8 protein-coding genes and 1 tRNA gene are annotated in these 23806 nt (G+C 67.8%); 3 read left to right on the plus strand and 6 right to left on the minus strand.

All coding sequences use genetic code 11. From position 1 onward, the window contains the following. Positions 1-3589: cadherin-like domain-containing protein (locus Q1W26_RS03805; RefSeq protein ID WP_300436102.1), on the plus strand; the 3589-nt coding region annotated here is incomplete at its 5' end. 171 nt (positions 3590-3760) lie between these two features. After that, positions 3761-4306: a PEP-CTERM sorting domain-containing protein gene (locus Q1W26_RS03810; RefSeq protein ID WP_300436105.1), complete on the plus strand. Its 546-nt coding sequence runs from the start codon at positions 3761-3763 to the stop codon at positions 4304-4306. Between the two features lie 236 nt (positions 4307-4542). Here the strand turns inward: Q1W26_RS03810 and Q1W26_RS03815 are convergent, their stop codons facing one another. Genes Q1W26_RS03815 through Q1W26_RS03835 form a run of 5 tightly spaced genes read right to left on the minus strand, consistent with a single transcriptional unit; the run spans position 4543 to position 22897 of the window. Then, the gene (locus Q1W26_RS03815) at positions 4543-6705 is read right to left on the minus strand and encodes an HlyD family efflux transporter periplasmic adaptor subunit (protein WP_300436107.1); all 2163 of its coding nucleotides are present in this window, start codon (positions 6703-6705) and stop codon (positions 4543-4545) included. 12 nt (positions 6706-6717) lie between these two features. Continuing rightward, positions 6718-8178: an HlyD family efflux transporter periplasmic adaptor subunit gene (locus tag Q1W26_RS03820; RefSeq protein WP_300436110.1), complete on the minus strand. Its 1461-nt coding sequence runs from the start codon at positions 8176-8178 to the stop codon at positions 6718-6720. Between the two features lie 21 nt (positions 8179-8199). Beyond that, the gene (locus Q1W26_RS03825) at positions 8200-20256 is read right to left on the minus strand and encodes a DUF4347 domain-containing protein (RefSeq protein ID WP_300436112.1); all 12057 of its coding nucleotides are present in this window, start codon (positions 20254-20256) and stop codon (positions 8200-8202) included. Positions 20257-20285: 29 nt separating this feature from the next. Beyond that, a complete protein-coding gene (locus Q1W26_RS03830) occupies positions 20286-21083 on the minus strand; it encodes an efflux RND transporter periplasmic adaptor subunit (RefSeq protein WP_300436115.1) in 798 nt (265 codons plus the stop codon). Positions 21084-21097: 14 nt separating this feature from the next. Continuing rightward, positions 21098-22897 (minus strand): TolC family protein, encoded by a 1800-nt coding sequence (locus Q1W26_RS03835; protein ID WP_300436117.1) that lies wholly within the window; start codon positions 22895-22897, stop codon positions 21098-21100. Here Q1W26_RS03835 and Q1W26_RS03840 point away from each other — a divergent pair. Beyond that, the gene (locus Q1W26_RS03840; protein WP_300436120.1) at positions 22896-23072 is read left to right on the plus strand and encodes a hypothetical protein; all 177 of its coding nucleotides are present in this window, start codon (positions 22896-22898) and stop codon (positions 23070-23072) included. The two genes, Q1W26_RS03835 and Q1W26_RS03840, sit on opposite strands and share 2 nt — an antisense overlap. A 551-nt stretch (positions 23073-23623) precedes the next feature. Here Q1W26_RS03840 and Q1W26_RS03845 read toward each other — a convergent pair. Further along, positions 23624-23699 (minus strand) — tRNA-Asn (locus Q1W26_RS03845). Between the last annotated feature and the right edge of the window lie 107 nt (positions 23700-23806).

Raw genomic sequence — 23806 nt, forward strand, 5'->3', positions numbered from 1 at the left:
CACCAGCCTGCAACTCAACGTAAGCAACGTCGCCCCCACCGCCAGCCTCAGCGGCCCGGCCACGGTGGACGAGGGCAGCGTCTACACCCTCACCGTCGGCGCCATTCTTGACCCCGGCACCGACACCCGCAGCGGCTACAGCATCGCCTGGGGCGACGGCAGCACCGACACCTTCACCCCCGCCGACTGGGCCGCAGCGGCCGGCAACTTCACCCACACCTACGCCGACGGCGCCAGCGCACCGACCATCACCGTCAGCACCACCGACGAAGACGGCACCACGGTGCTTGGCACCCAGGCCGTCACGGTGAACGATGTCGCCCCGAGCGCCAGCCTCAGCGGCGCCGGCGCGGTGAACGAAGGCAGCGTCTACGCCCTCGGCATCGGCGCCATCCTTGACCCGGGCGCCGACAGCGTCAGCGAATACCGCATCGTCTGGGGCGACGAAACCACGCCGGGCAGCTACCAGAGCGTCAGCGCCGCCCAGCTCGCGCTTGCCGGCGGGGTCGTCACCCACACCTACGCCGACGGCGCCGCCAGCTACAGCGTGCAGGTCTTCGCCCAGAACGACGACGGCCTCTTCGCCCTCGGCACCCACGCGGTGGACGTCCTCAACGTCGCCCCGACGGTGGACGCCAGCGGCGCCGCCAGCGCCACGGTCGGCGTCGCCTACACCCTCAACCTCGCCAACTATGTCGATCCGGGTCAGGACACCCTGCTGCCCAACGGCATCGTGGTGGACTGGGGCGACGGCACCCAAAGCACCGCCAGCAGCCTCGGCGATCTCACCCACACCTACCTGGCCGCCAGCACGCCCACCCTTACCGTCAGCCTCGCCGACGAAGACGGCAGCTACGCCAACGTCGCCAGCCTCGGCCTCACGGTCGGCCTGCCAACGCCCACCCTCAGCCTCGCCGTCCAGGCCGCCGGCACGGTGAACGAAGGCAGCGCCTTCACCCGCAGCATCGCCTTCTCCGACGGCGAAGACAGCAACGGCGACGGCTGGAACTACACCGTCCAGTGGAATGACGGCGTCGTGCAAAGCGGCACCACCACCGTCCAGCACTTCGACCTCAACCGCACGGCAGCCGACGGCAACGCCACCCTCACCGCGACGATCACCGTCAGCGACACCGGCGGCGCCGACAGCGACAGCACCAGCCTGCAACTCAACGTAAGCAACGTCGCCCCCACCGCCAGCCTCAGCGGCCCGGCCACGGTGGACGAGGGCAGCGTCTACACCCTCACCGTCGGCGCCATTCTTGACCCCGGCACCGACACCCGCAGCGGCTACAGCATCGCCTGGGGCGACGGCAGCACCGACACCTTCACCCCCGCCGACTGGGCCGCAGCGGCCGGCAACTTCACCCACACCTACGCCGACGGCGCCAGCGCACCGACCATCACCGTCAGCACCACCGACGAAGACGGCACCACGGTGCTCGGCACCCAGGCCGTCACGGTGGCCAACGTCGCCCCGAGCCTCGCGCTCGACGGCGCCGCCAGCACCCTCGAAGGCGCCACCTATCAACTGACCCTCACCGGCAGCGACGTGGCCGGCAGCGCCGACCCGCTCGCCTACAGCATCGCCTGGGGCGACGGCAGCACCCAGACCGTCCTCGCCGCCGACCTGCCGGCCAGCGGCATCGTCAGCCATGTCTTTACCGACGACGAAGACGGCCCGGCAAACGCCACCGCCCGCCAGGTCACCGTAACCGTCACCGACAGCGACGGCGGCAGCACCGAGGTCAGCAAGACCGTCACGGTAAACAACGTGGCCCCGACCATCGAGGCCACTGGCGCCGCCAGCGCCACCACAGGCCTGGCCTACACCCTCAGCCTCGCCAACTACCTCGATCCGGGCCAGGACACCCTGCTGCCGGACGGCATCCTCATCAACTGGGGCGACGGCAGCACCAGCACGGCCAGCGCGGTGGGCGACATCACCCACACCTACAGCGCAGCCGGCACGCCGACCATCCTGGTCAGCCTCGCCGACGAAGACGGCAGCTACGCCAACGTCGCCAGCCTCGGCCTCACGGTGGTCGCCGGAGGCGGCGGCAACCACGCCCCGGTGGCCGACGACGAAGTCTTCAACCTGCGTCCGAACCAGGTGCTGGACATCGCCGCGCCGGGCATGCTCGACGGCGATCTTGACGCCGACGGCGACCTGCTCAGCGTCAGCGCGGTGGACACCACCGGCCTCGCCGGCAGCCTCATTCAGCTCGCCAACGGCGCCTTCCGCTTCACGCCCACCACCGACTTCGTCGGCAGCACCGCCTTCAACTACACCGTCTCCGACGGCAAGGGCGGCTTCGACACCGGCCTGGTCACCCTCAACGTAGTGAACAGCGCCCCGCAAGCCGGCAACGACAGCTACACCGTGCACGCCGGCGTTCCGCTCGTCATCACCAGCCCGGGCCTCATGGGCAACGACGCCGACTTCGACATGGACGCCCTGTTCATCTCCGCGTGGGACGCCTCCGGCCTCAACGGCGACCTCGTCCTCTCCGCCGACGGCAGCTTCAGCTTCACGCCGACCGCCGGCTTCACCGGCAACACCGGCTTCAGCTACACCGTCGCCGACGGCTACGGCGGCACCGGCACCGGCGTGGTCGGAATCACCGTCACCAACATCGCCCCGGTGGCCGACGACGAAATCCTCCACGTCTGGCGAAACGGCAGCCTCGACATCCCCGCCCCGGGCATCCTCACCGGCGATCTCGATGCCGACGGCGACACCCTCAGCGTCAGCGGCGTAGACACCACCGGCCTGGCCGGCACTCTGGTGCAAAACACCAACGGCAGCCTCCACTTCACCCCCACCGCCGGCTTCAGCGGCACCACCGGCTACACCTACCAGGTGAGCGACGGCAACGGCGGCGTCGACACCGGCAGCGTCACCTTTGAAGTGGTGCCCGAAACCACCGCCACGCGGATCGGCGCCGCCCCGGACCGCCAGACCGGCAGTGGCGGCCAGTGGGCCAGTGCCTGGACCCACACCGGCATCGACGCCCAGCACAAGCACGACGCCACCAGCCCCGCCGAAGCCTGGAGCGCCGTTGCCTACCACGGGGTCAGCCCGCAGAACCTCGCCGGTGGCGACATCTACACCGGCGATCTCGGGGTCAGCAGCCAGTCGGCCGCCACCAGCAGCGTGCGTCAGGAAATCGACGGCAAGGAAGCCCTGCGCTTCAACCTCGCCGAAGAAGCCACCGGCGTCACGGTCAACCTGTCACGCTTCTTCATCAACGACGACGGCAGCCTCTACACCGAAAGCGGCCGCCTGCGCCTCATCGACGACAGCGGCACGGTCGTTGCCGAAACCACCTTCAGCGCCACCTCCGCGGCCGGCACGCAGCAAGTCAGCCTCGGCAGCGCCGCCGGCTTCAGCCACGTCGAACTCAGCGCCGGCGCCTACGACGGCACCGACTTCGTCTTCGGCGGCTACCAGGACGGCGCCGGCCACTTCGGCAGCGCCATCACCACCGACGGAGCCGGCATCCAGCACGGCAGCGACTTCCTCGTCGATTGGGTCGAATTCGACTTCCCGATCCTCGGCGTACCGCTGCCCCACGACGAACTGTAAGACCGACCAACGCGGGCCCGGGGGCAACCCCCGGCCCGCGCAACCCAAAATGTGTCGGCGTTTTTTACAAATTGATTTACTGATTTATCGAAGTTATTGAATTCACGAAATTTCTTCACCTGGCACCGCTCTTGCATGGTGTCAGCGAACCTCAAAAAACCGGAGTCCGTCATGGTTCTCACGCTTCGCCCCCGTCTTGTTGCCGCTGCGCTCATCGGCCTGCTGGCCAGTGCCGGCGCATCGGCCGCCACCCTCTACCAGCAACTGCCCGACGCCGCGGGGGTCAGTCAGCAATCCGACAACAGCACCGGCACGCCCTACGCGCAGACGATCCCCGCGCTCGGCAGCATCACCCTCGAGACGATCAGCTGGTGGGGCTTTCACGGACAGAACTCCCAGGGGTCGGCCTTCGATAGTTTCGAAGTGTTTGTCGGCGGCGCCCAGCAGGGCGGCACCCTCACGTCCGGAACCGACTCGGGTTTCGCCTTTTACACCCTCGACATCCCCGACATCGTCCTGAACGGTGCCCAGACCCTCGAAATCTGGAACAACTCCCTCGACGTGGAGTGGTTCTGGGCCGGTGCGGCCGGCACCGATGCCACCGCCTTCCGCCTGGAGGGCACGCGCAACGGCGGCACGGTGCCCGAGCCGGCCTCGCTGGCGCTGCTGGGTCTGGCGGGGCTGGGCCTCCTGGCCAGCCGCCGCCGGATGGCTTGAACGGCCGGGTTTCGGTCGTAGCTACACAACAGAATGGGCCGGCTTTGACTGCAATCCAGTTCGTTCAAGGAACAGCTGCTGTCATTAGCGGCCAGCCAGAAAATCCGGGTACCTAAAGAGGTTCAGGTTTTTGTCTCTTACCGCGGATTTGAGTGCTTTCCTGACGATCTCTGAGCCTGGCAAGCAAAGACGCCGGCTCCCGCCGATGTCCGGCGCAGCGCCTTTGGCCGCGCGGCCTACCAGCCGGCTTCGCGGATCGCCAGTGCGGCGCCGGAGCGCAGGAAATCTCCGGCGAGGGATTTCTGGCGGCCGTAGATGACCACCGAGCCGCGCAGCACGCGGGCCTGGGCGGGGGCGGCTTCTTCCACGGCGAGCACGACGCGATAGACCGCTCGTTCCGGGACGAGCTGGTTGTTGCGTTCGCGGACGAGGACTTCACCGCCGTGGCCGACGGCCAGCATCGCGTCGGGCAGGGCCCGGGTGGCGTCGCGGTCGATGCGCACCACCTTGAGGGCCAGTGCCGGCAGCCCCGGTGTTTCGGGCAGGAAGCGACCGCCGTTGCCCAAGGCGACCCGTTCCACCTCGGCATCGGTCAGATAGGTTTCCACTTCCCAGGCGGTCGGGTCGATGAATACGCCGAGCTGCTGCTGGCGTCCTACCGATTCGCCCACCCGCAGGTCTGGCGCCAGATCGGCGAGGACTCCGGGGAAGGGGGCGATGACGGTGTAGCGCTGGAGTTCGTCCGTTGCGCCGGCGAGTTCGGCCCGGGCGGCTTCCAGTTCTTCCACGGTGATCGGCTGGCGTGCGCGCAGGCTCTCGTCCAGGCCCGAGACTTCGGCCTGCCAGGCGAGACGCGAGACGCGGGCGTTGGCGAGGCGCTGGCGATATTCGGCGTCCTCGGCGCTCAGCTTCATCAACACCTGGCCTGCCGCCACGGCTTGTCCGCGCTTCACGGGCATCGCCTCGACGCTGGACGGGCCGGGTGCGAACAGCGGGTAGTGACGGGCCGAACGCATCAGGCCCTGGCTGCTGACCTGCAGGTTCCAGGGCACCACGAAGATGAAGGCCAGCAGCGCCATCAGCCAGAGCTTTTTACGGCCACCACCGCCTGTTTTGATCTGCGGCCAGCGGCGCTTCCACTCACCGATTTCGCGCCACACCGGCAGGATCACGAACCAGCCGATTTCCACGGCGAACAGCAGAATCCCGAGGGCCTTGAAGAAGTAGTGATAGACGAGCAAGGCGATCCCCACAAAAAGTGTCAGGCGGTACAGCCAGACCCCGTAGGCGAACAGGATCAGGCCGCGCTGGCGGGCAGGTGGCAGGCATTCCGGAGCGGGCTCGCCGAGGGCGAACAGGCGCTCGCGCAGGCTCCAGCGTGCCAGCGCGAAGGAGCGGGCGTGCAGGTTGGGAAAGTCGAGGAAGTCGGACAGCAGGAAGTAGCCGTCGAAGCGCATGAAGGGGCTGGCATTGATGGCCAGGGTGGCAACCCAGGTGGTGGTGGCGAGCATGAACACGGTGCCGCGCAGGGCGCCGTCGGGCAGCAGGGCCCAGGCCAGGGTGGCCCAGGCGGCGATCGCCAGTTCGGTGAGGATGCCGGCGCCGCCTACCGCCAGCCTGTCCCGCCGGCGGGTGAGGCGCCAGGCTTCATTGACATCGGTGTAGGCCACCGGCCACATCACCAGAAAGGCCACGCCCATCGTCGGCACCCGGCAGCCTAGACGGCGGGCGGTGAAGGCGTGGCCGAATTCGTGGAGCACCTTGACCAGCGTGAGCGCCACCCCGTAGCCCAGGGCCCCCCGCCAGCTGAAGGTGTCGACCAGCGTGGCGGTGAAGTGATCCCACTGGCGCGCGACCTGGAACAGGCCGAGGGCAAGCATGGCAAGGGTGAGGTGCAGGAAGGTGCGCGAGTAGAACATCTCGACCCGCGGCAACTGGCGTACCAGCCAGCGATCGGGCCGCAAGAGCGGAATGCGGAAGAACAGGTAGTGGTGCAGCAGCCATTGCCAGAGCGTGCTGTGACGGGCTTTTTCCTGCTGCACGAGGCGGGCGGTGCCGGCTTCGCCGAGCGGGCGGATGAGCTGGTGTTCGGCCAGAAAGCGGATCACGACTTCGACGTCGTCCTCGCTCAGGCTGAGCGTGGTTTCGGCCTCGATGGCATCGACGATGCGGGCCGGGTCGCCGAGATGCCATCTCGCGAGCACCTCGAAGGTCGGCCAGTCGATACGGTAGAACTGGTTGCGAACGGGGTCGTGAAGGCTCCAGGTCGGTGCGCCGTCGTAGGCGGCGGGGCCGTCGAGGAGGGCCAGTTCTTCGCGCAGCGGCGGCAGGCTGAGCTTGCGCTCGGCGGCCAGGGCGGCGGCATCGAAGGACGGCGGCGTGTCGAGCGCGGCGTGCATGTCTGTTTTGCGTTACAAGCCGGTGACCTGGCGCAGGGTTGCCAGCGGGCGGCGCAGTGCCCAGTAAATCAGCGGTACGCGCCCGCCGCGAACCTTGACGGTGCCCTTGAGGCCGACCCGTGGCCGCTGCTGGCCTTCGGCAAGGGTGGCACGCAGGCGGTAGGCAAAGCTGCCGTCCGGGCGTGCCACGGCTTCGTGGGCGAGATAGCGCAACGAGGCTTCCACCGGCGACAGCGGGGCGGTGTTGAGATAGAGCGTGATCTCTGCCCCCGGGGGCAGTTCGATGATGTCGCCGGGGCCGAGCCAGGCTTCGACTTCGGCGTCGTCCTCGCCGGCGATGGTGATGATGCGCTCGCCGGTAGTCACCGGCTTGCCGATCCATTCGCTCGGGTCGTCCATCAGCACGATGCCGTCCCGCGGCGCGGTGGCCTGGGCCTTGGCGAACTGGGCCTGGAGCAGCTCGGCTTCGGCCTGGCGTTCGGCGATACGGCCTTGCAGCGCGGCCAGCTGGGCCTTGCTCTTGGGATCGAAAACCGCCTGCTGGGCCGATTGCCGGTATTCGGCTTCGGCGGTGACGAGGCCCTGGCGGGCCACCGCGAGGCGGCTGGAGAGGGTTGTCAGATCAAGCTGAAAGAGCTTGTCGCCTGCCTTGACCGTGCTGTTGGGGGCGACAAAGAAGGTGTCCACGGTGCCGTCGAGGGGCGCCCGCACGACGGCCGGCTGGGCGGGCACCAGCTCGCCGGGGGCGAGAACGCTGAAGCGTACCGGGAACATCATTACGGCAAGGGCCAGGATCGAGTAGCGCAGGCTGCGGTTGCGCCACAGCTTTTTGATCTGGCCGGCCACGTCGCTGGGCCGCCAGTCGCGTCCGCGTTGCAGCCGTGCCCGCCAGCCTTCGGCGCTGAACCAGCTATGGCGTGCGGCCAGACGCTGACCGGCGTCCGGCCAGAGCGAGGCGAGCATGCGCCAGCGGCTGCTGGCGCCGGGCTTGGCCTGCACTTTCCATGCGTGCCCCCAGATGTCCAGCCATTCCGTCAGCAGGCCGATTTCACCGGGCTGCCAGGGTGTATCCCGGGCCAGCAGCACGCCGCCGGGGGTGTCTTGCGGCAAGGGTAGCCACAGTGCGTGCGCCGGCAACCATTCGTCCCATTCGGCGGCCTCGCCGGCGGCAAGGTCGCTGGGGGCCACGGCCGCGGCTTGTGGTTTGTCGGCGAGAAGTTTTTGCAGAACCCGTTCCAGCCAGTGCACGAAGGGGGCATTGGCCTCCGGCGCGACCACGCCGGAGAGGGCCACCACGCCCCGGTCGGCCACCCACAGGGCGGCCTGCCGGTAAGGCGCGAGGGCCAGGGTTTCGTTGACCACGATGAACCCGAGCTCCGCCGTTGCGCCTGCCTGCCGGGCGCGCCGCCCCAGATGGAGCAGCGCGCCCAGTGAGTGGGACAGGAAGGCGTCGTTGTCGGCGGGGGTGCTCACGGTTACCTCGATGTGTCTTCGTTATGCCGGCCGTTGGCGGGTCTGCCGGGCAAGTTCCGCCAGCCCGCCGCGCTGGGCGTCGCGCCCGGGCGCACTGGCCGTACGGAACTGGGCGCTGAGACCGTCGCGCCCGTTGAAGGCCGAGCGCTGACCGGCATTCACGCGGATGCGGAAGATCGTCGACACGCTGTTGCCGAAGTTGTCCTTCGCCGTGACCTTGATTTCCACGTCACCGTCGAAATCGCTCGGCGGGATGCCCTGGAATTCACCCTTGCGGGCGTCGAAGCGCAGCCAGTTTGGCAGCTTGGAGCCATCCACCAGCGCGGCCGACAGCTCGATGCGCGCATCGAGCCGGCTGTGGCTGAAGGTGTCGGGCGGCACGTTGACCTTGATCGTGTTCGCCGGTTTGAAGTCCTGGTCATTGAGCGGCCGGGCCAGCATCAGGGACGAGTCGTCCTTGGTTTCCGGGGCCTGGACGATGATCCGGAAGCCGTCCGAGCGGGTCAGGCCGGCCTGCGGAGCCGATGTGACGACGTTGCGCGGCTCGCTGGCTGCCAGCACAGGTTCCCTGCCGGGGGCGGCGCGGGAGACTTCCGTGCCGGTGGCGAGCCCGCCGACGGCCAGACCACGGTCGGTCGGGCCAAAGAAGCCGTCGCCCTTGCCGGCGCTCCAGCTGCCGCCAACGGAGCCGGAGCCGCTTGACGGAGTGGTCCAGCCGGCGGTTTCGACTACGATTGGCGCGGCGGGTGCGCTGGGCTGCACGGGCGGCGGCGGAGTGGGTTCCGGATCCGCCTTGACCTCGATCGGCCGGAGCGGCACACCGGCGACACGCAGCGTGAAGTCGGCGGAAGCCGGCAGGTTGCCGTGGTCGCTGGCGCTCACCCGGACTTGCAGGACGGCGATGTCGCCACCGCCAGGCGTGCCGGAGAAAGTGCGGGTTGCCGGGTCGAAGCTGAGCCAGGCCGGCAGCGGCGAGCCGTCGGCCAGGGTGGCCGAGTAGTAGAGCGTGTCCTCGCCGTCGGCGTCGGCGAAAGTGCCCGCCGGGACGGTGAAACTCATCGGCACGCTTTCGGTGGCGTCCTGGGTGTCGAGGGTGCCGACGGTCTGCGGGTCGACGTTGCTGACCGGGGTGAAGCCGCTGGTCGCGACGGTTTCGGTCTTGCCGTCGCCGCCGAAGACCTTGACGCGCACGAACTTGCCGATGTCACCGGCGGTGAGCGTGTAGCTCGCCAGGGTGGCGCCGTCGATGTCGCGCAGGCCGGTGCCCGATGCGTCGTCGGCAACCTGCCACTGGTAGCGGATGGCGGTGGTCGGGTCGCCCGCGTCGACGTCGTGCCAGAGGCCCGGGTCGGCGGTGATCACGCCGTCCTGGCGCAGCGTGCCGTCGTCCCGGAAGTCGCCGGAATAGGTGGGCGCCACGTCGTTGATCGGCGCGTCGTTCACCGCGCTGACGACGATGCTGGCGGTGTTTTCACCCGTGGAGTAGGCCGACGTGGTGCCGGTGGCGCCGAGGGTGGCCAGATTGCCGGCGGTGCCGACGGTACGGTCCCAGGCGCGATAGCTGAAGGTGGGGCTGGTGGCGTTTTCGGCGTTGGGGAGGAAGCGGATCTTGTCGGTGTCGGCGAGGAGCAGGCCGTTGCTGCCGTCAAGGCCGGAGACGGTGGTCCAGGTGGTGCCGCCATCGGTGGAGTATTGCCAGTGGCCGTTGCCGTTGTTGGCGGCGGTGATGGCGATGCCGGTGGTGGCGCCGCTGTCCACGTCGCTGACGGTGCTGCCGATGAAGCTGGCGACGGTCTGGCCGGGGTTGGTGGTGTCGTCCTCGGTGATGGGGTTGAGCACCGGCGCGGCGGAGGCGAGAACCGGGGCGTCGTTTACCGCCGTGACGGTGATGTCCATGGCGTTCTCCTGGCTGGAGAACGCGGTGGTGCCGCCGTTGGCGGAGGTGTCGGCGTAAGCGCCTGCGGTACCGCTGGTCTGGTCCCAGGCGCGGTAGCCGAGGCCGGCGACGGTGTCGTTGGCGCTGTTGGGCACGAAGCGCAGGCGATCGGCGTCACGCAGCAGCAGGGCGTGGGTGGCCGAAACCGGGCCATCGGCATCGGCGTTGGTCCAGGTGCTGCCGCCGTCGGTGGAGTATTGCCAGGTGCCGTTGCCGCTGCCCAGGCTGGTGATGGCCAGGCCCTGGACGGCGCCGCTGTCCACATCCGTGGTGGTGCCGCGCAGGCTGGCGACAGTCTGACCGGCGTTGCTGGCGGCATCCTCGGTCAGCGTGTTCAGCGTGGTGTTGCCGGCGGCGAGCACCGGTGCATCGTTGACTGCGCTGACGACGATGCTGGCGGTGTTCTGGTCCGTGGAGTAGGGCGACGTGGTGCCGGTGGCGCTGAGGGTGGCCAGATTGCCGGCGGTGCCGACGGTACGGTCCCAGGCGCGATAGCTGAAGGTGGGGCTGGTGGCGTTTTCGGCGTTGGGGAGGAAGCGGATCTTGTCGGTGTCGGCGAGGAGCAGGCCGTTGCTGCCGTCAAGGCCGGAGACGGTGGTCCAGGTGGTGCCGCCATCGGTGGAGTATTGCCAGTGGCCGTTGCCGTTGTTGGCGGCGGTGATGGCGATGCCGGTGGTGGCGCCGCTGTCCACGTCGCTGACGGTGCTGCCGATGAAGCTGGCGACGGTCTGGCCGGGGTTGGTGGTGTCGTCCTCGGTGATGGGGTTGAGCACCGGCGCGGCGGAGGCGAGAACCGGGGCGTCGTTTACCGCCGTGACGGTGATGTCCATGGCGTTCTCCTGGCTGGAGAACGCGGTGGTGCCGCCGTTGGCGGAGGTGTCGGCGTAAGCGCCTGCGGTACCGCTGGTCTGGTCCCAGGCGCGGTAGCCGAGGCCGGCGACGGTGTCGTTGGCGCTGTTGGGCACGAAGCGCAGGCGATCGGCGTCACGCAGCAGCAGGGCGTGGGTGGCCGAAACCGGGCCATCGGCATCGGCGTTGGTCCAGGTGCTGCCGCCGTCGGTGGAGTATTGCCAGGTGCCGTTGCCGCTGCCCAGGCTGGTGATGGCCAGGCCCTGGACGGCGCCGCTGTCCACATCGGTGGTGGTGCCGCGCAGGCTGGAGACGAGGTGGCCGGTGTTGCCGACGTCGTCTTCGTTGAGGGTGCTCAGGGTGGTGTCGCCGACGGCAAGCACCGGCGCATCGTTGATTGCGCTGACGGCGATGCTGGCCTGGTCGTAGGCCGACGAGAAAGGCGTGGCGTTGCCGGTGATTGATGCATCCACGGTTCCGCCCGCCGCAGCGCCGGTGCCGTCCCAGGCGCGGTAGGTGAGGCTCGCGGTGGTGGCGTTGGCGCCATCGGGCACGAAGCGGACGAAGTCGGCGTCGGCCAGGACCAGGGCCGTGCTGTCGGACAGGTTGCCGAAGGACGTCCAGTTGCCGGCGCCGCTGCGGTATTCCCAATGACCGTTGCCGTCGCTGGTGGCGGTGATGACGATACCGGGCTGGGTGCCGCTGTCCACGTCGCTAATGGCGCCGCGGAAGCTGGCCACGGTTTGGCCGGCGTTGGTGGTGTCGTCCTCGGTAAGGGGCGGCAGCACCGGCGATGCCGGCGTGAGCAGCGGTGCGTCGTTGACCGCATTCACGTTCAGCGCGATGGAGCCCGTCGCAGGCGTCGCCAGATCCTCGCCGCCGTCGGCGATGGAGATGCTGATGGACGTATTGACGTCGTTGTTGGCCGTCGGGACGAACTGCAGGGCGGCCAGGGCGGCGTTGACGTCGGTGACGATGCCGGTGATGGTCCAGACGCCGGTGCCGGCGTCGTAGGCCGCGCCGGTCGGCACGCTCAGGTTGCCGGCCGCGGGGTTGGAGAGGGTCAGCGTGGCGGTGACGATTTCGTCCGGATCGGGGTCGGTGACGACCACGTCGGGCAGGTCGACGGCGAGGGTGCCCTCGGTGTAGGTCGCGCTGGGTGTGGCCGGGCTGATGGTCGGCGCGTCGTTCTTGTCGCGAATCACCAGGTAGCTGGTGCCGGTGGCGCTCTTGGCGCCGTCGCCGACTGCGTTGGCGTCGGTGATGGTCCAGGTCAGGGCGCGGCTGGCGCCGGTGGCTGTGGGCGAAAGCGAGGTGTTTTGGTACTGGACATGCTCCAGCACGCTTTCGAATTCGGCCTTGGTGACGTTGCCGCTGGCTTTGGTGAGGCTCAGGGTGCCGGTGCCGGCGTTGTACGCAACACTGATCGTCGCACCGGAGCCGGTGGTGAGGGTGTTGCCGACGCGGCTCCAGCCAGCCGGCGTGACGACGGACAGCAGATCCGCCGAGCCCAGGTTGTTGCTGATGACGACGCTGGCGCTGGCGATGTAGGTGTCGTCGGGGTCGGCGATGGTGGCGTCGCCGGACGGAGCCGAAGTGAGCCCTAGGGCGTAGATGGCGGTGCCGCCCTGTTCGAACGCGACGGTGCTGCCATCGAGGCTGGTGTTGTGCCCCAGGGTCAGGATCGGGGCGTCGTTGCGGCCGGTGATCGACAGGGTGTTGCTGCCGGCGTTGGTGGTGACGGTGCCGGCGTCGGAGTCGTTGCCGGTGCCGGAGTCGCTCAGGCGCGAGCCGAAGCTGCTGGTGGTGCCCCAGGTGAAGCTGCGGGTCGTCGAGGTGCCGGTGGGGTCGTCGCTCGACGAGGAGAACACGACGGAGCGGGCGATGGCCTGGTAGTCGGCCAGGCTGGCGGTGCCGGTCAGGGTCAGGACGCCGGTGGTGGCGTCGTACGAGGCACTGATGCCGGTGCCGGCGAGCGGTGCCGTGACGGTGAGCAGGTCGCCGGTCGTTTTGCCGCCTGCGAGGGTGACGGTGAGGCCGTCGAGGGTGGTGTCGTCGGGGTCGCTGAGGGTGAGGTTGGGTGCGACCGCAACGGCGGAGCCCTTTTCGACATAGGTTTCGTTGCTGAGGCCGGACAGCGCGCCGGCGTTGTCGGCGGCGGTGATGGCGACGGTGCTTGTGCCGGACGAGGCGCTGAGTTCGCTGGGCAGCGTGTCGGCGCCAGCGGTGGAAGCGTCGGCGTCGGTGACCTGCCAGCTGATCGTGCGCGTTGCCGAGGTGGCCGTCGGGTCGGCGGCGCTGGAGCTGAAGGTGACCGATTGCAGCACGCTTTCGAAGTCGGCCTTCGAGGCGCCGGCGTGGGTCAGGGTCAGCAGGCCGGTAGCGGGGTTGTAGGACGCATTGATGCCGGTGGCGCCGACCGTGGCGGCGAGGGTGTCGCCGGCGGTGAAGCCGCCGCTGATCCAGACTTCGGCGCGGGTGAGGTTGGCATCGTCCACGTCGGCCAGGCTGATGGTGCCGGCCAGGGTGGCGGCTGCGGCGCCTTCGGTGTAAGCCACCGCGGCGCCGGGCAGGCCGCTGAGCGTCGGGGCGTCGTTGACCGGGATGACGGTGATCGTGCTGGTGGCGACGGTGCTGGTTTCCTTGGCGGTGCTGCCGTCGTTTGCGCCCGGGAAGTCGGTCAGGCGGCTGGCGAAGTCGTCGGTGACCGTCCAGCTCAGGGTGCGCGTGGCCGCGGTCGGGTCGTCGCTGCTGGAGCTGAACTTGACCTGGCGCAGCACGCTTTCGTAGGTGGCGAGGCTGGCCTTGCCGGTGAGCACGAGCGAGGTGGACGTGCTGGCTGCGTCGAGGCTGAGGCCGGCGGCCGACAGCACGCCGGAGTCGATGGCGAGCAGGTCGCCGCTGACACCGCCGCTGCTGATGGCGACGGTGGCCCCGGTCAGGTTGGTGTCGTCGGGATCGGAGAGGCTGAGGCCGGAGTTGGCCAGAATCGCCGGTGCGCCTTCGGTGAAGGCATAGGTTCCCGCGGTGTCGGTGGTGACGACCGGTTGGTCATTGATGGCCGTGACCTGGATGGTGGTGGTGGCATTGGTGTCCACCGCGCTGGGGGTGCCGTTGGAGTCGAAGACGCGCCACTGCACCGCGCGGGTGGCCGCTGTCGCGGTCGGATCGTCGTTGGTGGTGTTGCTGAAGGTGACGCTGCGCAGCACCGACTGGTAGGCCGCGATGGAGGCGTTGCCGGTGAGGCTGAGCACGCCGCTGGCTGAATCGTAGGTGGCGCCGATGGTCTCGTGGATCGTGGTGGTGCTGGCGAGCACGGCGGTGTCTGGGACCGGGCCGGGTAGGGCCCAGGTCAGCACCAGGTTGTAGCCGGACGCGGACAGTGTGAAGTCGATCCCATACAACGGGTCGGACTGAAATGCGTTGATGAGGTCGTTGACCGTCGGCGAGCCGGGCAAGGGGTCTGAGAACAGCGTGTTGCCGCCAACTGTGAGCGTGTAGGACTGACCGGCGGCGAGGGCCGGCAGGTTGGTGAGGGTCTGCACCTCAGGGTTGCTGCCGTCGCCGATCACCGTTTCGCTCGCGCTGACGCTATTCCAGCTGAGGCTGACGGTGGAGCCCACAACCGTATGGGTGAAGCCGTCCGAGGCGTCGCTGTCGGCTGCCACGGCCACGCTGTCGCCGGTGGTCAGGCCGGCGGTTACTTGAACCTGGGCGCGGCTCAGCATGCCGTCCGCGTTGTCGTCGGAGGGCACGATGGCATTTGCCAGGATCTTGATGGTGTCGCCTTCCGAGTAGGGCAGGGCGATGTCGGCTCCGCTGACTTGCGGGGCTTCGTTGGCGTTGACCAGCGTAATTGTTTGCGTGACGAGGTTGGACAGGCTGCCGTTGCCGCTTCCGCTGCCGAGGAAGGTGGCGACGCTGTCGGCGCCGACGCCGTCGGAGTTGGCATCGATGGTCTGCCACCCGATGCTGCGGGTTCCGACGTTGGGCGTGGTGTCCGGGTCGGCCGTGTAGTCGACGTTGTTGCCGTAGCTCACGGTGCGCAGGATCTGCTGGTAGGCCGCGGTGCTGGCGGTACCGCTGATCACCAGTTCTCCGCGGTTGTCGGTGCTGTTCCAGCTGTAAGTGGCGGTGACGCCGGTGAAGCCGAGCACGTTGGACTGGGTCCAGCCCAGCACGCCGCCGCCGATGTCGGCGGGTGTGGCATCGCGCAGGGTGAGGTATTCCTTGGTGTTGTCGAGCCCGCTGCCGGATAGCAGCACGCGTGCGCCGGCCATCATGCTGTCGTCGGCGTCGCTGAGGCTCAGGGCCGGCGACAGGATGCGCAGTCCGTCGTCTTCGGTGTAGGTCAGCGTGAGGGCTGCGCTCAGGGCGCTGGCATCGACCGTCGGGTTGACCGTGATGCTGCTGGTGCCGAGGGGGCCGGTGAGGTTGCTGGTGTCGGTGAGCGACCAGCGCAGGGTACGGCTTGCGCTGTTGATCGTCGGATCTTCGCTGGCGGTGGTGTAGGTCAGCGTGTTGAGAACGGCCTGGTAGGCGGCCGTGCTGGCGGTGCCGGTCAGGGTCAGGACGCCGGTACTGGCGTTGTAGCTTGCGCTGATGCCGCTGGCGCCAACCGTGACGGCCAGCGTGTCGCCGGCCGTAAAGCCGGTGCTGATCGAGATGACGGCCTTGGCGAGCTGGCCGCCATCGTCGCGAATCACGAGGCCGCTGCCGGCCGCGACGGCGCCCAGGTTTTCGGTGAAGGTGGCGTTGCTGGCGGGGGTCACGATCTCCGGTGCGTCATTGACGCTGGAGACGGCGATGCTGATCGTGGGGGCGGTGACGGAGAACGCGGTGGTGCCGCCATTGGCGGTGACGTCGGCTTCGCCGCGGGTGGCGCCGCTGGTGGCCGCGCCGGTGGATTGATCCCAGCCGCGCAGCGTGAGGGTCGGCGTGCCGCCCTGGAAGCCGTCGGGGTTGAAGCGGACGCGGTCGGTGCTCTTGAGCAGCAGGGCGGTGGTAGCGGACGGGGTGCCAACAGAGAACCAGGTGGTGCCGCCGTCGGTGGAGTATTGCCATGCGCCGGTGGCGGTGCCGTTGCTGGCGCCGGTGATGGCAATGCCTTGTACGGCGCCGCTGTCCACGTCGGTCATGGTGCTGCCCAGCAGGCTGGAGACGGTCTGGCCGGCGTTGCCGGTGGCGTCTTCGCTGATGCCGGCGAGGTTGGCCGGGGTGCCGAGCACGGGGGCGTCATTGACCGCCGTTACCGTGATGCTGGCGGTGTCGCTGGCCGTCGAGAAGGGGCTTGTGCCGCCGCTGATGGCGGTGCTGACCTTGGTGCCCTGCTGGCCGGCGGTGGCGCCGGTCTGGTCCCAGGCCTTGTAGGTGACGGTGGCGGTGGTGGCGTTTCTGGCGTCGGGTACGAAACGCAGCAGGTCGGTGCTGCGCAGCAGCAGGGCCGACGAGGCGGAGACGGTGCCGACATTGGTCCACGACGAGCCGGCGTTGAGCGAGTACTGCCACGTCCCGTTGCCGGCGCTGAGGCTGGTGAGGGCGATGCCGCTGGCGGCTCCGCTGTCCGCATCGGTGACGGAGGCGCCGAGGATGGCCGCAATGGTCTGGCCGGCATCGTTGGTCTGGTCTTCGGTGAGCGTCGCGAGAATGGGGGCGGCGGCGCTCAGGACCGGGGCGTCACTGACCGCCGAGACGGTGATGGTGGCGGTTTGCTTGGTGGCCGAGAAGGCGGTTTCGTCGCCGTTGGCCACGGCCTTGGTGGTGCCGTAGGCGGTGGAGGCGGAGATGTCGACAGTGCTGCCGGTGGTGCCGCTGCTGCGGTCCCAGGCGCGATAGGTGATGGTGGCGGTGCCGGTGAAGTCGGCGGCCGGCACGAAGCGGACCATGTCGGTGCTGCGCAGCAGGCGGGCGGCGGCGTCGGTGGGCGTGCCGAAGGCGGCCCAGGTGGCACCGGTGTCGGTGGAGTACTGCCAGGCGCCGTGGCTGTTGTCGGTGGCGGTGACGGCGATGCCGAGGCTGTTGCCGTCCACGTCGGTGGATGACAGGAAGCCGGACACCAGCGAGCCGGAGTTGTTGACGGCGTCTTCCTGGATGCTGGCGATGGCGGACGGGGCGTTGTTCACCGGCGCATCGTTCTTCCTGACCGGGGTGATCGAGATTGTCTTGCTGAAGGTGGAGGTGCCGCCGTTGTCGCTGTACTCGACGACGTAGGGGAGCAGGGAGCTGTTGGGCAGGTCGTTCCACTTGCCGGGCGAGGCGCCGGATGAGTAGATCTCGCCGTAGTGTTCTCCGCCGGCGTTGTTCGGCTCGCCGTTGTTCCAGTAGGCGTAGCCGCCGCTGGCGGTAACCGGGGTGCCGTTGCCGGTGGAGATCAGGGTGCCCTTTTCGGGGCCGGTTACCCAGTACCACTTGCCTTCGGCGGCTGCCTGGCTGGCGAAGGTGGTGGTGCCGGTGGCCGCGTTGATGTAGGTGTAGTCGTCGGTGGCGCCGATCCAGGCGTCGGCCCCGAGTTTTTGCTTGATGAAGTCGTTTTCGGCCTGGCTGGTGATGGTGGCCAGGTAGCCGGTCATGCCCTGGAAAGTGCGGCCTTCGGCGGCGGTTTTGGCGGTTGTCCAGCTGTAGTTGCCTGAGACGTATTCGTAGTAGTGGGTCTTGCCGCCGAAGTTGAGCGCCACGGCGTTACCGATTGTGAAACTGATCGTGCGAGGGGTGGTGGTGGGGGTTTGGCTGGAGTTGCTGTACTTGACGGCCCGCAGTGCGGTCTCGTATTCGGCAACGGTGGCAGTGCCGGTCAGCGTCAGGATGCCGGTGCTGGCGTTGTAGCTGGAGGTGATATTGCCGCTGGAGGGGAGTACGAGGCTGTCTTCGGCGGATATGAGGTTGCTGGTGATGACGACCCGGGCGCCGCTGAGGGTGGTGCTGTCCACGTCGGTGAGGGTCAGCGCCGGATCAACCACGAAGCTGGCGTCGTTTTCGTTGTAATTGACGGCGCTCTGGCTGAGGGTCAGCACGGAGGGGTCGTCCACCGCCGCGACCGTGATGCCAGCCGTGCGGGTGGCCTGCAGGGCTCCGCCACTGCCCGAGTTGCCGCCGTCGTTGAAGGTGAAAGTGACGGTGCGGGAGGCGGTGGAGGGAGCGTCCGAACTATTGCTGTAGGCGATGACCCGGGCCAGGGCCTGGACGGCGGCCGTGGTGGCGCTGCTGTTCAGGTTGATGCGCAGGGCGGCGCCCGAGACGCCGGTGTTGCCGGCGTCGATGGTGCCGATGATTGTGCCGGCGTAGGTGACGTTGCTGCCCGAGATGCCGATCTGGCCGGCGCCGGTGCCCTGGTTGAGCATGGAGAGCTGGTCTTCCGCGGCGCCGTTGGTGGTGACCTGGGCTTGCAGCCAGCCGCCGTTGAAATTGGCGGGCAGGTCGGGGTCGGTGATGGTCATCACCGTGTCGATGGGCGTGGCGACGGCGTTTTCGGTGTAGGCCAGGGTTTGCGCGGTGCCGCCGAGCACCGGTGCGTCGTTGGTCGGGGTGATGTTGATCAGGCCGGTGTCGGAACCGGAGGCGCCGGTGGCGCTCATCGCGGTGACGTTGAAGACACGGACCGGGGACGTGACGGGGCTGTCGGAGGTGGCGTTGAAGGCGACCTGACGCGCGATGCTGGTGACGACGGCGTCGGTGACCTTGGAGCCGAAGACGCGCACGTTGTCGATGTACAGCGATGCGCCGGCGGCCCGGCCGCCAGAGTAGTCGTAGGTGCCGGCAACGAACACGAAGCGGTAGGAGCCGGTGGCGCCGATGGTGGCGCTGGCGGTTGCCCAGTTGGTCGATGCGCCGGTGCTGGTGCCGGTTTCGTCGAGAACCTTGGTGGTGGCGCCGGTGGCGGTGTTGAGAATGTAGCCGTACACGTCGAAGGCGTCGCTCCCGGCGAAGGCGCGCCAGTCGAAGTAGATCTTGTCGCCGGCGGTAGCGCTGAAGGCGTCGCTGTACACCGCGGGGCCGTGGACGACGTCGAAGCCGCTGGCGGTGGTCAAGCCCGAGCTGAGCAGGCGCAGCGAGCGCGTGCCCTCGCTGTACTGGCTGGTGTCGATGGTCGAGCTGTAGGAGCCGACGCCGGTGGGGTAGGCGTCGTCGTTGCCTGCGCTGGCCGTGTAGGTGCCGTCGTTCGGCGAGGTGAAGCCGGCGATGGCCGTGGTGCCGAGGTTGATCACCTGGTTCATGGTCGTCCATCCGGTGAGGGAGCCGGATTCGAAGCCAGAGTTGGTGAACGTGGATACAAAATTGATCTTGAGCGCCTTGCCGGCGGTGCCGTTCTCGGTGCTGTCGATGGTGCCGATGATGTCGCGACCGGAACCATTGCCCAGATAGACCGAGCTGCCTGAATACGAGATCGCGCCGGAGAGGTTGACGTCGGCGGCGTTGGTCAGCGTGAGAATGTCGGTGCTCTGGCCGTTGGTCAGGCTGAACCGCATGTACTGGCCGTCGTAGGAGCTGCCGCCGGTGATCGTGATGTTGTTGTCGACGATGACCGCACCGCTGCCCTCGACATAGGTGGAGTCATCCACCGAGGTGACCGAGGGCGTGCCGAGCAGGAAGGGATCGACCGCATCGGAGAAGGCGAGGGGGGTGGCGTCGACGCTGCCGGTGGTGTATTCGAGCGTCCAGTCGCCGCCTTCCTGGCTGCTGCCGGTGGCGTCGGTGGAGACGGCGACGTCGGCCTGGGTGAGACGGGCGATCTCGTCGACGAAAGCCGTGCCTTCGCTGCCGGCGCCGATGTCGCAGCCGTAGATCAGGATGTCGCCGTCGCTTGCCAGCGCGGCGCCCAGGGCACCGAGGGCTTCGGCGTGGGCGGCCAGGTTGGCCTGGGTCAGGCTGAGATTGCCGAGGGTGACTTCACCCTTGGCGCCGTGGGAGAGGATATGGATGGACTGCAGGCCCTGACGGCCGGCCACGGCGTCCTGCATTTGCTGGAGGGCATCCCGGGCCGGATCGAGAATCACGACCTGCGCGCCCGATGCGATGTTGCTGGCCAGCACGCCGGCGTTCGGCAACTGGCCGTCCACGAAAACGATGCTTTGTGCGGCGGCGCTGCTGTCGGCCGGCAGCACGGCTGCCGGAGCCAGATCGGGTGTCGCGCTATCGGTGCCATCGACGGGATGGGCATCCACCGCGACAGCCTGGGTCACGACTTCGGCACCGGCGGCGCCATCGAAGACCAGACGTTGTTCGAGGGCCAGCGGGGCAGGCCCCTGGCGATTGAGACGACGTTTGCCGGTCGGGGTTCGGGTCGATTTCGAGGACATGGCAGCCTCCTGCAAATTTGGGTGACGAGTTATTTTTGCGGTGCCGGTGCGCTGGCGGGCGGGGCGAGCATCACCCGACCGCTCATGCCGGCGATCAATTCGGAGAACTGGCCGTCGATGACAGCCACTGCCTTGACGGACTGGCTGACCGGATCGACCTTGGCGCCCAGGCGGGTGACCTTGGCGGGGTAGGTGATGCCGGTTTCGTCGATCTTTACCTGGAAGCGGTAGCCGTCCTTCAGCCACGCCATCCAGCGTGACGGGACGATGAATTCCAGTTCGAGCGCGCTGTCGTCGAGGATCTCGAGAATGCCCTGGCCGGGCTGTGCGAACTGCTGTTCGCGAATCTTTTGCTCCGATACGCGACCGGAGAAGGGCGCCACGATCTGGCACTTGGACAGGGTGGCGTTCATCAGTGCCACGTCTGCACGGGCCTTGGCGACCTCGGAGTGGGAGGTGTCGAGTTCAAGCTTGCCCACCGAGTTCAGTTCGGCCAGGCGGCGGTTGGCGGCGTAGGTCTGATCGGCCGCGGCCAGGGTGGCCTTGGCCTTGTTCAGCTGGGCCGTCTGCAGGGAGCAATCAAGGACGATCAGCACCTGCCCGCTCTTGAAGCGCTCGCCTTCGCGAACGCTGACCCGATTGACCTTGGCGCCCAGTTCGGCCGCCAGCGTTGTGAAGCGGCGCGGCGAGAGCTGGGCGCGGATGTCCTGGCGGTCGAGCGCCGGGCTGGCGGCGGGAGGCGGCGGAGGCGTGACCCGGGCCGGAGTCTGGGCCCAGGCTCCGGCGGTCGTCGCAATCAGGGCGACGGCAAGTAAGGCTCGATGCATGAGTGGCGACCTGGTTACTGGGCGGTTTGAACGGATGAGGTTGCAGCCAGGGAGCCGCGCTTGAGCTGGGCCATGTGGCGATCCTGGAGGTCGGCGATGGACCAGGCGATGGTGCCGATGTGCTTCTGGCCGATCCCGGCACCCGAGGAGACATCCGTCCAGGCTACGTCGCGGGCCTGGACCGGGGCGGCCAGCGGCAGTGTGGTCGCCTGGGCCGGGCGGTCGGCGTCGATGGCGGCAGCCTTGTCGTCTGCCGGAGCGTCGCCCTGCGCGGCGGGCTCCTGGGCCTTCAGCGCTTCGCCGCGGCTCCATTGGTCCATGGCGTTCTCGACATTGCGGCGCAGATCGGACAGCGGCATGTCGTTGATGCTGCCGATTTCCGGCTCGAGGCCGAGGGTGGCCTGGATGCGGCTGCTGGCGGCGTACACCTGGCTCAGGGCCTGGTAGCGGCGCAGCATGCTGACGATGGCCGAGGTGTTGCTGAAGATCAGGTCGAGGCGGCCTTTGGTTTCGGCGCTTTCGCGGCTCTTGCTGTGCTCGAAGATGCGCTTGTCCACCGTCCAGATGGAGTCGGCACGCTCGAGCAGACGGTAGGCATTCTCGTATTGCTGGCGAGCCAGGTGGACCTGGGCCAGCACGGCCATCTGGGTGGTCATGCGCCGATGCTCGGCGAGCTTTTCGGCCGATTCGGAATAGCGGATGTTGGCCGGGGCCGACAGCAGGGTGAATAGGTTCCAGCTGATCTGGGCACCGGCGTCCTGCCAGGAGTTGTGGATCAGGTAGCTGTTGGTGTCGTTGCGCAGGGCGTAGTTGAAAGACAGGCCGGGGAACATCCGCAGCATGGATTTCTTGGTCTCGGCCACGGCGATGCGCACGTTGTAGAACTGCTCGCGCAGGTCGGCGTTGCGGGCGATGGCGAGGTCTTCCATGCGCTCGATGGGCATGGGCAGCGCCGCGGGCTTGAGTTCTTTGTCATTCGGCTCGGCGAGCTGGAACTGGGTGCCCGGCGGCAGATTGATGAGGGCGGCCAGTTCGATCTTGGCGGCGGCGAGTTCCTGCTGGATGCTTTCGAGGATGCGCAGGTTTTCCAGCACGGTGCGCTGATAGCGCAGGGCTTCCAGCGGGTCGCGGATGCGTTCCTGTTCGATCTTGCGGGAGTCCTGCAGGGCGGATTCGGCCAGGCGGATGGTTTCGCGCAGATCCTTGTCGATCTTCTCGGCGCTGGCGGCGCGCCAGTAGGCGGTGCGCACTTCCTGGATCAGGTTGTGCATGGCCTTGCGCCGGCGTTCGCTGGCGATCAGCACGCGGTCGGCGTTCTGCTTGGAGTTGAAGTAACTGACGCCAAAGTCGAGCACGTTCCACGACAGGGCCAGGTCGGTGAGGGTGTGCGAACGGTCGGACGAGATGTAGGGGTTGGCCAGCGAGGGAAGCCCGGTGACGGAATCCCTGCTGTTCGTGATCAGTTCCTTGTCGCGCCATTGGTAGCCGGCGGAGGCGACCAGCTTGGGCAGCATGTCGTAGCGACCGAGATCGAGCTGGCCCATGGCGAGGGCTTCTTCCATCATCCGGGAGCGGTGCTCGAGGTTGTACTTGATGCCTCGTGCGATTGCGTCGGCCAGCGTCAGGCGATCGGCCAGCGGTTCGACGTCGGCGGTGGCCGCCTTGCGGTCGTTGGCGGCGATCTGCTTTTGCTCATCGGCCGAGAACGGCGTGGGCAGTGTCGAGCAGCCCGCCAGCAGTGCTGCCAGAAGGACGCTGCAGGCGCCGGCCAGACGGCTGCCGCGCACGGATTTAACGCAATTCGAGTTGTTCATGGATTCCCCCTGGAAGCAAGAAATGGAAAGTGCGGGCACAGAATTCTTTTCGTCGTTGTCGATGGTGCTGCCGGGAGCAAGTTTTATGCTTTATGAGTTTTTTGCCGCCCGGGCTTTGAGGCCTTCGCTCTGTATCGGCACGTCATCGCTTTTCTTGAAACATTTTGTAGCATGAGCCCGGGCGCGGATTTCGAGTGCCTGAACTGGCTGGTCACGCTGGCAACTGGAGGTGTGGGATGTGCAGGATTCCAAACCAGCGTGACGCGCAATCATTCAGGCAAGAGGCGCTTCGTCAGGTGAGGGTGGCGTGCAAGAGTGCGGAGCTGGTGGCGCCGGGGAGCCCCGGATGAACTGGAGAAAGGCCGGCAAGCCGGGCCCGCTGGGCGCGGGCAGCGGCAAGCCGGGATCACACCAGAGCAGATGGCAGATGGAATGATCGAGCCTGCGGGCGGGGAAAGGTGGGGGGGGCGGTCTGTTGCATCCAGGCGCGATGCAGGCTTCGCTACGAGGTCATGACCTACAGCAAGCAAAGCCTTCCGACGACGGTGAACACCTTGAACCGTCAGTTCATGGTGGGGTCGCCGGGATGGGTCTGGATGGCCGGCATCACCTACAGCCTGACGCAGGAAGGCTGGCTGCACCTTGCCTTGGTCATGGGCCTGTACAGCTGGAGGATTGTTGACGACAAAAAAGCCAACCCCGAAGGATTGGCTTTTCTGCTTGTCTTGGCTCCTCGACCTGGGCTCGAACCAGGGACCTACGGATTAACAGTCCGGCGCTCTACCGACTGAGCTATCGAGGATCTGACGGGTTTGGTCATATGCATCAACGATGCACATCACCGCAAATTTTTCTCTGGCTCCTCGACCTGGGCTCGAACCAGGGACCTACGGATTAACAGTCCGGCGC

This window comes from Zoogloea sp. (genome assembly GCF_030157465.1).
In the GTDB taxonomy this organism is placed as follows: Bacteria; Pseudomonadota; Gammaproteobacteria; order Burkholderiales; family Rhodocyclaceae; genus Zoogloea.

What these genes read in the sequence shown, in the direction of transcription:
- Q1W26_RS03810 (WP_300436105.1), top strand. Translation starts at nt 3,761, where the DNA reads ATGGTTCTCACGCTTCGCCCCCGTCTTGTTGCCGCTGCGCTCATCGGC.
- Q1W26_RS03815 (WP_300436107.1), bottom strand. Translation starts at nt 6,705, where the DNA reads ATGCACGCCGCGCTCGACACGCCGCCGTCCTTCGATGCCGCCGCCCTG.
- Q1W26_RS03825 (WP_300436112.1), bottom strand. Translation starts at nt 20,256, where the DNA reads ATGTCCTCGAAATCGACCCGAACCCCGACCGGCAAACGTCGTCTCAAT.
- Q1W26_RS03830 (WP_300436115.1), bottom strand. Translation starts at nt 21,083, where the DNA reads ATGCATCGAGCCTTACTTGCCGTCGCCCTGATTGCGACGACCGCCGGA.
- Q1W26_RS03840 (WP_300436120.1), top strand. Translation starts at nt 22,896, where the DNA reads ATGGATTCCCCCTGGAAGCAAGAAATGGAAAGTGCGGGCACAGAATTC.
- Q1W26_RS03835 (WP_300436117.1), bottom strand. Translation starts at nt 22,897, where the DNA reads ATGAACAACTCGAATTGCGTTAAATCCGTGCGCGGCAGCCGTCTGGCC.